Source organism: Geomonas edaphica (genome assembly GCF_004917075.1).
GTDB classification, from domain to species: domain Bacteria; phylum Desulfobacterota; class Desulfuromonadia; order Geobacterales; family Geobacteraceae; genus Geomonas; species Geomonas edaphica.
The window spans coordinates 155,005-165,725 of sequence record NZ_SSYB01000004.1; the positions used below are offsets into that span (position 1 = coordinate 155,005).

Sequence of the window (10,721 nt, forward strand, 5' to 3'; positions counted from 1 at the left end):
GTATAATTTAGTGAGGGTACAGCTTCACGCAATCGGACCGCCACCTCTGCCTGCGAAAGGCTCTTGCGAATCCAAGCAGCACCACCGGCAAAGAGAAAGGGGCCTCGAAATGACCAGGATCGAATTAACCGAGACGGAAGCCGGCATTCTGATGGAAATACTGGAGTCGTCTCTCTCAGAACTGAGAACTGAAAAGATCGGCACCGACAACAGGGCGTGGCACGTGGAAATGGCCGAACGCGAGAAATTCCTGATGCATCTTATCGATCGCCTCCAAAACTAACGATGAAAAGGGTGATCAGACCGGACAAACCGGAACCGTCCTTACGTGCAGTGAGGGCAAATGTCGAAATCGTCTGAAAGAAATGAGACCGAACGTCTTGAGGCCTTCAGCGATGGCGTCTTCGCTATCGCCATAACGCTTCTGGTTCTGACCATACAGGTGCCCAAGCCTTCCGCCCTGCATGCCGGCGACAGCCTCGGTTCCGCTTTGTTGGCTTTGTGGCCTCACTACCTCGCCTTCGTAACGAGCTTTGCCACAATCCTTGCGAAGTGGGTCAATCATCACCGCATCTTCACCTTTGTAAAACGAAGTGATCATACTTTCTTGTACTTGAACGGTTTAACCCTTCTGCTCATCACGTTCCTCCCTTTTCCTACGGCTCTGGCTGCCGAGTACCTGCTCCATCCCGAAGCAAAAGTCGCCTCGGCGTTTTTTTCTGGGACTTTCTTCGCTATCGCGCTGGCCTTCAAGAGCTTGTGGCATTATGCGTCAAAAGGCGGGAGGCTGATTGGAACCGGTCGAAGCGCCGACGCTACGCACGTCGAGCAAATCAGAAGGCAGTTGAGCTTCGGGCCTACCATGTATCTTGCGGCTTTCTCGATTTCTTTCGTTTCGGCGACGATGAGCGTTTTGTTCTGCCTCTGCATTGCGGTCTTCATAGGTTTCAAAGGGTGGCCCCAAAATATCCCCCCCTGATCCATGCACGTCTCGAACAGCGTGCCCGACCTACCTATCAATCCGTTTTACGCCGCCTCAAACCGACCTGACGATCTCCTCGACCCGTGCGCCATCGAGCGTTTCCTCTTCCTGCAATGCCGCCGCCAGAGCGTCAAGTAGAGCCCTGTTCTCAGACAAAAGCCGGTCGGCAAGTTTTTCACTGTTGCGGATGATGGCGGTGATCTCCTGGTCGATCTTCCAGGCCATCTCTTCAGAGAAGCCCTTCTCTTCGGCGAGTTTGCGTCCCAGAAAGGGGTGTTCTTCCCCGCGGGTGAAAGCCACCGGCCCGATCTTTTCACTCATGCCCCACTGGCAGACCATCTTTTCGGCGAGGTCGGTGACCACCTTCAGGTCGTTTTGGGCGCCGGTCGAGGCTTCGCCAAAGACCAGACGCTCGGCAGCCCTCCCCCCCAGGGTCACACAGATGCGGTTTTCCAGATAGCTACGCGGGTAATAGTACCGGTCATCCTCCGGAAGTTGCTGGGTGACGCCCAACGCCATGCCGTGGGGGATTATGGTGACCTTGTGAATGGGATCGGTGCCCGGCAGCAGTTTGGCAAGCAGGGCATGCCCCGACTCATGGTAAGCGGTGAGTCGCTTCTCTTTCTCGGAAATGACCATTTTCCGTTCCCCCCCCATGAGGAGCTTGTCCTTCGCCTGCTCGAAATGGACCATGGCAACCGCCGGGGCCTCTTCCCGCGAAGCCAGAATGGCCGCTTCATTCACCAGGTTTTCCAGATCGGCTCCGGTCATGCCGGGGGTACCCTTGGCGATGGCTATGAAATCGATCCCCTCTGCCATTGTGATTTTGCGCGCATGAACCTTGAGGATCTTCTCCCGGTCACGCCAGTCCGGCCGCTCGATCACCACATGCCGGTCGAAGCGACCCGGCCGCAACAGCGCGGGATCAAGCACGTCCGGGCGGTTCGTCGCCGCCAGCACGATCACCTCTTCGTGCCGGTCAAAGCCGTCCATTTCGGAGAGGAGCTGGTTCAGTGTCTGCTCCCGTTCGTCGTGCCCACCGCCAAGGCCCGTGCCGCGGCTGCGACCCACCGCATCGATCTCGTCGATGAAGATGATGCTTGGAGCACCTTTCTTGGCATTGGTGAACAGGTCCCTGACCCGGCTGGCTCCGACTCCGACAAACATCTCGATAAACTGGGAGGCCGAGATCGTGAAGAAGTTGACCCCCGCCTCGCCTGCCACCGCCCGCGCCAGCAAGGTCTTGCCGGTACCGGGGGGGCCGACCAGGAGGATCCCTTTGGGCACCTTTCCACCAATTTTGCGGAACTGATCAGGATTTTTCAGGAAATCGACGACCTCCTTTAACTCGATCTTGCTGTTTTCCATGCCGGCGACGTCCTCAAACGTGACATCGACCTTCTCCCCGGTGCCGTACACCTTGGCACCTGATTTGGCGAAGCTGCCGAACATGCCTCCTGTCCCCATTTGCTTGCCGATTTTGCGGGAGACGTACCACCAGACCCCGATGATGAGCACCCAGGGCAGCATGGAAATGAGAAATGTAACGAGCAACGATGACTCCTGAGAAACGGCACTGATTTCAACGTTGCGTGAGGCGAGCTCGCCAAGCAGCGCCGGATCAGCTACAGCAGGCATCGTAGTGGTAAAAGCGCCCACCTCCCGAGCGACCTCTTTACCTTGCACCATTTCAACAATCTTGATCTTGCGCAGGAATTCCCCGCGAACGCCGGTCCCCTTGAAGCTGACCTTCTTGAGGTTATTGCCGGTCAGTTCGGCACGAAAGCGGCTGTAGCTGATCTGGGCTGTCTGTCCGGCATCACGCAGCATGTAGCTGTAAAAGATGTTAAACAGCATGAAAACCGAAATTATGTAGATAACCGTGCGCCAGGATTGCTGTTTCATGGGCTTTCCTTCGGATGGCCAGTTTTTCTGTGTATGAAATTATATACCTACACATTCAATAAAACAGGGCTTTGTGAGAGAAGCGCGACAGAAGGAGCTGGACAAAGAAAATCAGCACCACCTGCAAACTGTGGCATTTCAGTGATTGACACAGGCACTTTCGTATAATGAAGGCTTGGGACAGCAGTACTACGATGGAGGTGGGACATGAACATAGCCAATACAGTCATCCGTTCGCTCTGTGTCCTAACGCTCGTCGCAAGTCTTTCAGGCGTGACTCCCGCACTTGCGGCTGAGGAGAACCCAGCGGGGGATCTCTCCAAGGACCTGAAGGAGATGCCGGTTCTTACCGGAGAAACGTGGCAGACCCTTCAGCCTGAGGCTAAGATCACTTTCGTATGGGGCATCGGACACGTGGTGACCATCGAGGAAAACGTGAACCAGCGGCACCCTGAGCTCAAAAGACAGGGATTCGCTGCAAAACTGGCTGAAGGTCTCCGTGGCGTCCCCATGGAGACCATCATCAAGGACATCGACGGTTACTATCTCGCAAATCCCGATGATCGCGATCTTCCGGTCATGCGGGTGATCTGGACGCAGATAGTCAGACCTAAACTGAAAACGGGCATAGCCGACCAGCCGTTCGCCGGTTCAGGCGGACCGTAGGCCGGCGAGGAGGCAGCGCATGAGAGCTATGAGATATCTGGCCGTCGTGCTGCTGGTGGCATTTAGCTTTGGGTGTGTGGGAATGTCGCGCCAGCAGCAAAGTACATTAAGCGGTGGCGCCATAGGTGCCGGCGGCGGTGCGTTGTTAGGTGGACTCTCGCACGGAAGCCCCGCAGTCGGTGCGATTCTTGGCGGCGCAGCGGGCGCCCTGACAGGGTTCATCCTCGGAGACCCCAACTCCGGACACCGTTACCAGCGGCGAGGCTAACGGCACGGCCTGAACCATATCCGGTGTATGCGGCCGTGCGATATAACAGTGCAACATGAATAGAAAAGCCGGTCCCGGGTGCTCAAGCAGTTGTTCCCGAGGACCGGCTTTTTGTCGCTTCAGTCTTTCAACTGCTCCTTCACCGATTTGATGAACCGGCCGAAGGCTTTGTCCTTCTTCCGCTTCTCTTCATAAGACATGCCGTAGAAGTCCGACTCCTTCTTGAGCTTGAAGTAACTTGCATAGCGCTCTTCGCTCAGGTCACCGCGCTCTAAGGCGGCACGGACGGCGCAGCCCGGTTCGCGCTCATGGGTGCAATCCGCGAAGCGGCAAGCTGCTGAGAAGGCGCCAACATCGGCGAAACCTCCGGCGACCCCGTAGTCGGCACCTATAAGCCCCAGCTCGCGCATGCCGGGGGTATCGATGAGCATGGCTCCTGCGTCCAGGACGATAAGCTGCCGTCGTGTAGTCGTGTGTCTTCCTTCTCCCGTACCACTGACCGTTTTCGTGTCGAAGGCCTCCCGTCCCATCAGGTTGTTGATGAGCGTAGTCTTTCCGACACCGGATGACCCGAGCAGGCAATAGGTCTTGCCGGGAGTGAGCATCTGCCGCAATTCGTCCAGTCCGGCGCCGGTTAGGTTGCTCATGGGGAGCACCCGCGTCCCGGTCTCTGCGGAAATCGCCTGGAGCTTTTGCTCCAGCTCTTCAGGGGGGACCAGGTCTGCCTTCGTGAGCAGGATGACCGGTTCGACGCCGCCGTCTGCTGCCATAACTAGGTACCGGTCCAGCCGACGCGGATTGAAGTCGTAACTGCAGGACTGGACGATAAAGGCGATATCTATGTTGGCTGCGATCATCTGGAAGTCGGCTCGGGCACCGGGGGCCTTGCGCCGCAGGAAAGTCTTCCGTGGAAGGACCTCGTGGATCACAGCCGAGGCACCGTCGTCATAGAACTGCACGACCACCCAGTCCCCGACGCACGGGAGGTCGACGGTGCTTTCCGCCTGGTAGGAAAGCTTCCCGGTCAACTCCGCAGTCGCTTCCCCCGCCTGACTTCTGATCATGTAGGAACCACGGTCCACGGCGGTGACCCTGGCGAAGCTCCATCCGTCGGGAAGAGGGCTTCCGGCGTATGTTTCGGACCATGTCCATGGCCCCATTGGGTCGTTTCCCATAAATATCCCTCTCGTCATAAACTTGCAGGCACTTTAGATCCTTGAAAAGGGTCATCAAGTCGCTTCTCGACGCCCGTCCCTCACCGTCCAATGCTTCCGCCCGAAGCCGCGCAGCCGTAGCGCCGAAATGGGGTGAACGGCCTGAACGCTGTGATGGAAGAAAAAATGCAGGAGGTCTGTTGACTTTTATTTGTTCATACCAATAATTGTTGCCGTCACGGTGACACCGAATCCACGCAACCACGCAACCACGGAGGCCAACATCAGCGATGTTTTCAACATCCAGAGCCTGAAGGATTACAGTGACGGAGATCTTGCTATGCATCTCGACAACATGGCTGATCTCTTGGATCGGCATATTGCCTTCCAAGATCCAAACCGCTCCCCGTGCGTCCCGGGAGGAGGCGACCTGAGGGAACATTCTGCAGAGATCAAGGTGACTTCAATAGCTGCCAAGCACGACCCCACCAAAGGACCCGCAAGGGATGCCGCCCGTGAAAGGGCACTGCGCACCGTGACTTTCTGCTGCCAGCATGCGGTGATGTTCGCCACCCATGTGAACGATCCGAGTCACCTGGACACAATCGGGATGGAGAGGGCTAAGAAACCCGTTAGGAATACTAAGGCGACGCTTAAGCAATTCGAGAAATTCCTGGTGACACACTTACCTGGAGAGTCAGGGGCGGTCAAAATCCACGTGAACACCTGGGACGGTAAAGGGAGCGTCCAAGTGCAGATCTGTTACGGCGACCCATCCCGTGAAGAATCCTGGAGTACCGTAAAGGTTGGCCATAGCTGCATCTTTTCCATTCACGGGCTCGAACCCGCCAAAAGGGCCTTCTTCAGGGGAAGGCTGCAGAACAATGAGGGGGTCTCCCCGTGGTCCGAAGTAGTCGCACTCATCATTCTCTGACCGCTCTCAGGCGGCTGCCTATCCGGCAGCCGCCTCGGCTTTACATCCCCCTGCCGATCTACCACACTCCCCTTATGATGCCTGCCATTTGAAAGCAACGCCCATGCCGTCCGGGTAATCAGATCGAATAAGCCTATTCCGCAAGGAATAACGTTATTTGGTTCAAAATAGTGCTATTTTGGGCAAAATAGTGCTGTTTGCTGTGGAATAAGCTTATTTCTTCCGGAATAGTGTTATTTCTGGAAAAATAAGCTTGTTCCCCTGGGAATAGTGTTATTTGCCGCAAAATAAGCTTATTTTGCAACGAATAGTGTTATTTTCCTGCAAATAGCGTTATTTGCCAGCAAATAGTGTTATTTCGTCCTGAATAGTGCTATTCGCGCCGCAATAGCGTTAAAAGCCCCGCTGCAGGCGGCTTCTGGCAGGAGCCAGACAACAAGGCCCCGCACCAACTGCAGCCGCCGCACCAAAATGATCTCCCGCTTGCGCCCGGCCCCTCGCCGCCCACAACCAAGGCGGGAGTGGAACGGAGAAGACCGCGCTGCTTTCCCTTAGAGACTTTCATGCTATAGTTTGTGCGTCAATCACACTCATCATGCCGCCGGCAAGGCTCACATGCGCATTCTCTTAGCCATCGACGATACTGACAACGCTCACAGCAGGGGAACGGGAGAACTTGCGGCTCTCATCGCGGACGCCATCCTGCAAAACAACTGGGGCACGCCCGGCTTCGTCACACGCCACCAGTTGCTCGTTCACCCGGACATACCCTACACATCCCACAACAGCGCCATGTGCTTTCCCGCCGAGATACCGGAGGGGTCTCTCGATCAGGTCGTCCAGTTTGCCTGCGACTTTCTGGAACGGGAATGCGCCGAAGGTTCCGATCCCGGGCTCTGCGTCGCCGTGCCGGACCGCATCGGGTCCACGGCCGACCTCATCGCCTTCGGACGGAAGGCGAAGCTCGAAGTCCTCGACAAGGAGCAGGCGCTGACCCTCGCTCGGAGGCTCGGCGTGCACCTCTCCGAGCACGGGGGAACCGGTCACGGCATCATCGGTGCCTTGGCAGGGGTGGGACTCAGGCTGTGGGGAAACGACGGGCGCATGCGGGGGAGTCTCGAAGGCGTCCTCCCCGGGCAAAGGCTGCGGGTGCGCGAGCTACTCGACCAGCCCGACGTTGATGCGGTGCAGACCACGGACGGCCCCGCCCCGGGTGAAGAGGAGATGGTTCTGATAGGGGACAAGCCGAAGACGGTTATGCGCGGCGGGCTCTCAGTGCTGCTGGTTTGCGCCGCCCCGGATGACGGCGGAGCACCGGCCTGGCAGACCCTGCCCCGGAAACTTCTGCGCGATTACTGAACGATCGAGGGGACTGGCTCAGCAGATGCCTGTCCCCTTTATTTGCCATGTACATGTGGTAAGTGGGACAGGCACCTTCGGAGCCAGTCCCCTTCACCGATGTTGTTATGCCCATCCCAGGAGGAGGTTGCATGAATTCCAGACATGAAATCGAATCGCATCTGAAGGGGGAGACCCTGGTACGCAAGGGGCTGAAACACAGGCACGCGGGGGGCACGTTGCGGCTCGTGCCCGAGTTGAACGTAGTGAAGATCGGGGGGCACGGCATCATCGACTACGGAAGCCAAGTGGTCCTGCCGCTTCTCGAGGAGATCGGCGAGCTTTCCAGGGAAAACCAGATCATGGTGGTCACCGGCGGCGGGGTGCGGGTGCGCCACATCCTCGACATCGGCATCGACCTCGGCATGCCTACCGGGGTGCTCGCGGAACTGGCCGGTAAGATCAGCGAGCAGAACGCCGAGATCGTCACCCTGCTTCTCTCCAAGTGGGGCGGCAGCCGGGTGAAGACGGGAGATCTCCTCGACCTTCCCACCATGCTCCACCTGAAGCTACTCCCGGTAATCCACGGCACGCCGCCGTATGGCCTTTACGAACACCCGCCGGAGACCGGGCTCATCCCTCCGCACCGGACCGACACCGGGGCCCTCCTCATGGCGGAGGTGTTGGGGGCAAAGAGCTGCATCCTCGTGAAGAACGTGGACGGGCTCTTCACCGAGGACCCGAGGATCAACCCCGATGCCGAACTGATTGAGGACATCACCGTGGATGAGCTGATAAAGCTCGACATGGAGGACCTGGTCCTGGAAAGAAAGATGCTTTACCTTATGCGCGACATGACCAACGTGAAGGAGATACGCATCGTGAACGGCCACAAGCGCGGCACGGTCGGGATGGCGATCCGGAAGGAGAAGGTCGGCACGGTGATCCGCGTGTAAGAGAATTACCCCACGGTGGCTGGCAGTTATCGGGATCGGACTGTATAATGAAGGCGTACCCCCTCCACCGGGGAGGAATAAAAGGAAAGGAGGCACCCTTTCATGGCAGGAAAGATCTTTTACCGTCACAGGACCAAAATGCAGGATGGAGCCCACCAGCCGCGCCACGTACTGGTGGCGGTAGCCGACGTCGATCTCAAGGTGTACGGCCAGCACATGCGCATGTGCGAGCTTAAGTGCATCGCGGAATCGCTGGGGGCTGAGTTGGTCGAGTTGCCCCGCGGGCCGAAGCACCAGGATGAAGAGGACGAAGACTAGCGGTTCGGAAACGGATCACGACGCAGTAACAGAATGGGGGCTGGCAACAGCCCCCATTCCTTTTTCATGAGCTCATGTTGCGACGTCTATTCATACTGTTTGCAGGCTTTCTGCCTATGGGCTACAATGCGATTAGTAGCAACCAAGAAGCCCGACGCAAAAGGAGGACGATATGAAACGTCGAATTGCTGCCGCAGTAGTCGTTGTCATGGCATCCATGTGGGCTCTGGCTGGCTGTCACACCGTGAAGGGCGTCGGTGAAGACATGCAAAGCGGAGGCAGGGCGATAGAGAATTCATCGGGGCGGTGAGTGGAGCCGCACCAGATAAAGGTATCCAACTGGAAAAAGGGGCAGATCCGGGCGACTGACGGGCTGCCCTTTTTTCGTGGTCACGCAACGGCAAATTCCCCCTGTCCCCCCTTCGCGGACGCCCGCTACGGAGGACAGGCTCCCCCTTCGCAAAGAGGGGAACGTCGCGGCTCATGCAGCGCTTCGTGGGCGGCTGCGCTCCGCGTTCCCTCTAATTCCCGGATCAACCCGCGCAGAGGGGGAGGGGCGTCTGGTCTCATCTTCGGTAGGGGGAGTGGGAGCTATGGCATCGCTTCCACGGAAAGTCCCGTCACGGGCGGTTCGGGCCGATCGGTTCGGCGCAGGGTATGGTATTCGGCGGGGGTGTTGACGTTTCGAAAGCAGGTGAAGCACGGGTCGAACGCGGCAACCCAGGCGGGAGAGAGGCGAAGCACCTGCACCCGGGGAAAGAAAGAGACCAGACGGCAGTGGTTCTCCTTGAGCGCGGCCTCTATGTGCGGCAGACAGGCCGTCGAGTAGGTTGCGTGCAGCGGCTCTACCCCCTTGTCTCCTTCCGGAATCACGACGTCGGCGCGGTGGCGCAGGGCGACCTGCTCGCGGATCAGGGCGAGGTTCAAGGAGGGCATGTCGCAGGCGACGGCGAATATGTACGGGGTGCGGCTTCCGGCAAGGGCGGCATGGAGCCCGGCAAGAGCACCGGCGCCGGGATAGCGGTCTGTGACCACCCGTCCCCCGACGAAGCCGTAGGTCGCCGGATCGTTCGCCGCGATGATGATCTCGCCGAAAAGCGATGCGAGCTGACGGTAGATGATCTCGATGAGAAGTCCGTCGCGATACGGCAGCAGCGCCTTGTTGCTTCCCATGCGACTGGAGAGTCCGCCAGCCAGGATGACGCCGGTCACGTCGGGAAATGGGATATGCCCCACAAGCGCCTTGCTTCTCACAGGGCCGCCCCACGGCACGGCCTGCAGTACCCTTTGTGCTGCGCCAGGAAGTCGAGTTCCAGGGTGGCAAGATCCTCGACCACGAGCAGGTCGGTGGCGGTCGGGGTGAAGGAGGCGATCACCTTCAGGTAACTGCGGCATACGTCGCAGACCTCCACGCGGCGGTGGTCGCTCCCGTCGACGTAGAGATACCTAAGCGTCGCGTGGTCCTCGTTGCCGCAGTGATGACACTGCAGCCGCGGGTGGTGCCAGTCGGCGCCGCACTCGGTGCAGCGCAGGTGTTTCACCTGGTCGTCGTCCTGCAGCTCCGCGAAGGTGGCAGCAGCGCCGCAGACGTAGCACTCGCCGCGCTGCCACACCCCGATCTCCTCGAGGGGAGCCCGGCTGCGCACTTCGTACAGGAAGGGCCTCAGAGCGTGGTGCGCCACGGTCCATGGCAGCTCCCAGTCCGCCGTGACCCGGGCGACCCGGGCGCTGAACCCTGCAAGATCGCCCGACGCCGCCAGTGCGAGCAACTCAGCGGGGTCGATCTCTCCCGCGTCGATGCCGCCAAGCAGCTCCCGGGCAGAACGGCGCAGCGCCGCCAGAGACGCCGCGTCGCTTTCGCTCCACACCTCGGCGGGCCGTCCCCAACGACGCCAGATGCTCCGCCGCACCGCAGGCGCTTCCAGTTCCCCGACGGCACGCAGCATGTCAAGCAGCACTGCCGCCCCGCCGTCCAAGTCCACCTCTATGTCGGCGGCGGCAAGCAGCGGCGTCCCACCTTTCAGCACCTCTCCCAACTCGAGCCCGTCAAACGGAGCGACGGCGCCGGCCATCTCCGCCTTCTGCCAAACGGGAAGCAGCGCCTCGTACAGCCGGGCGGTGACCCGCAGTTCGGGCGAGTTCGTCGCTATCTCTTCCAGCCGCCGCAGCACTTGGTCGGCGTTTCGCTCCGCAGTCATAC

General features: G+C 59.0%; 13 protein-coding genes. 9 read left to right on the forward strand and 4 right to left on the reverse strand.

The annotated features are described in order from the left end of the window. Positions 1–109 precede the first annotated feature (109 nt). Positions 110–283 carry a hypothetical protein gene (locus E8K79_RS21115; RefSeq protein WP_162604652.1) on the forward strand — a complete coding sequence of 58 codons (174 nt, stop codon included), beginning with the start codon at positions 110–112 and terminating at the stop codon, positions 281–283. Between the two features lie 60 nt (positions 284–343). After that, positions 344–979 (forward strand): TMEM175 family protein, encoded by a 636-nt coding sequence (locus E8K79_RS11495; RefSeq protein WP_136514866.1) that lies wholly within the window; start codon positions 344–346, stop codon positions 977–979. Between the two features lie 57 nt (positions 980–1,036). Here E8K79_RS11495 and ftsH read toward each other — a convergent pair whose 3' ends face one another. Continuing rightward, the gene (gene ftsH / locus E8K79_RS11500) at positions 1,037–2,887 is read right to left on the reverse strand and encodes an ATP-dependent zinc metalloprotease FtsH (protein ID WP_136514868.1); all 1,851 of its coding nucleotides are present in this window, start codon (positions 2,885–2,887) and stop codon (positions 1,037–1,039) included. Between the two features lie 207 nt (positions 2,888–3,094). Here ftsH and E8K79_RS11505 point away from each other — a divergent pair, with 207 nt between their 5' ends. Next, complete coding sequence (locus tag E8K79_RS11505; protein WP_136514869.1) at positions 3,095–3,553, forward strand: hypothetical protein; 459 nt, start codon at positions 3,095–3,097, stop codon at positions 3,551–3,553. Positions 3,554–3,572: 19 nt separating this feature from the next. Beyond that, entirely contained in the window at positions 3,573–3,821 is a 249-nt protein-coding gene (locus E8K79_RS11510; protein WP_136514870.1) for a hypothetical protein, read from the forward strand. A 119-nt stretch (positions 3,822–3,940) separates the two neighbouring features. On the opposite strand, the gene rsgA is transcribed toward E8K79_RS11510, so the two are convergent. Then, the gene (gene rsgA / locus E8K79_RS11515) at positions 3,941–4,996 is read right to left on the reverse strand and encodes a ribosome small subunit-dependent GTPase A (RefSeq protein ID WP_198419815.1); all 1,056 of its coding nucleotides are present in this window, start codon (positions 4,994–4,996) and stop codon (positions 3,941–3,943) included. 190 nt (positions 4,997–5,186) lie between these two features. Here rsgA and E8K79_RS11520 point away from each other — a divergent pair, with 190 nt between their 5' ends. From E8K79_RS11520 to E8K79_RS11540, 5 genes are all read left to right on the forward strand, one after another. Further along, entirely contained in the window at positions 5,187–5,909 is a 723-nt protein-coding gene (locus E8K79_RS11520; protein ID WP_246043807.1) for a fibronectin type III domain-containing protein, read from the forward strand. Between the two features lie 615 nt (positions 5,910–6,524). After that, on the forward strand, positions 6,525–7,268 hold the full coding sequence (locus E8K79_RS11525) for a hypothetical protein (RefSeq protein WP_136514872.1): 744 nt from the start codon (positions 6,525–6,527) through the stop codon (positions 7,266–7,268). 131 nt (positions 7,269–7,399) lie between these two features. Next, positions 7,400–8,203 carry an amino acid kinase family protein gene (locus E8K79_RS11530; protein WP_135869395.1) on the forward strand — a complete coding sequence of 268 codons (804 nt, stop codon included), beginning with the start codon at positions 7,400–7,402 and terminating at the stop codon, positions 8,201–8,203. Between the two features lie 102 nt (positions 8,204–8,305). Then, positions 8,306–8,521, forward strand: coding sequence for a hypothetical protein (locus tag E8K79_RS11535; RefSeq protein WP_136514873.1), 216 nt, complete (start codon positions 8,306–8,308; stop codon positions 8,519–8,521). A gap of 172 nt (positions 8,522–8,693) precedes the next feature. Further along, positions 8,694–8,831: an entericidin A/B family lipoprotein gene (locus tag E8K79_RS11540; protein ID WP_135869393.1), complete on the forward strand. Its 138-nt coding sequence runs from the start codon at positions 8,694–8,696 to the stop codon at positions 8,829–8,831. A 281-nt stretch (positions 8,832–9,112) separates the two neighbouring features. Here the strand turns inward: E8K79_RS11540 and mobA are convergent, their stop codons facing one another. Further along, the gene (gene mobA / locus E8K79_RS11545; RefSeq protein ID WP_246043808.1) at positions 9,113–9,775 is read right to left on the reverse strand and encodes a molybdenum cofactor guanylyltransferase; all 663 of its coding nucleotides are present in this window, start codon (positions 9,773–9,775) and stop codon (positions 9,113–9,115) included. Then, a complete protein-coding gene (locus E8K79_RS21500) occupies positions 9,772–10,719 on the reverse strand; it encodes a formate dehydrogenase accessory protein FdhE (RefSeq protein WP_136514876.1) in 948 nt (315 codons plus the stop codon). The genes mobA and E8K79_RS21500 overlap by 4 nt, the downstream gene beginning before the upstream one ends. Positions 10,720–10,721: the final 2 nt, after the last annotated feature.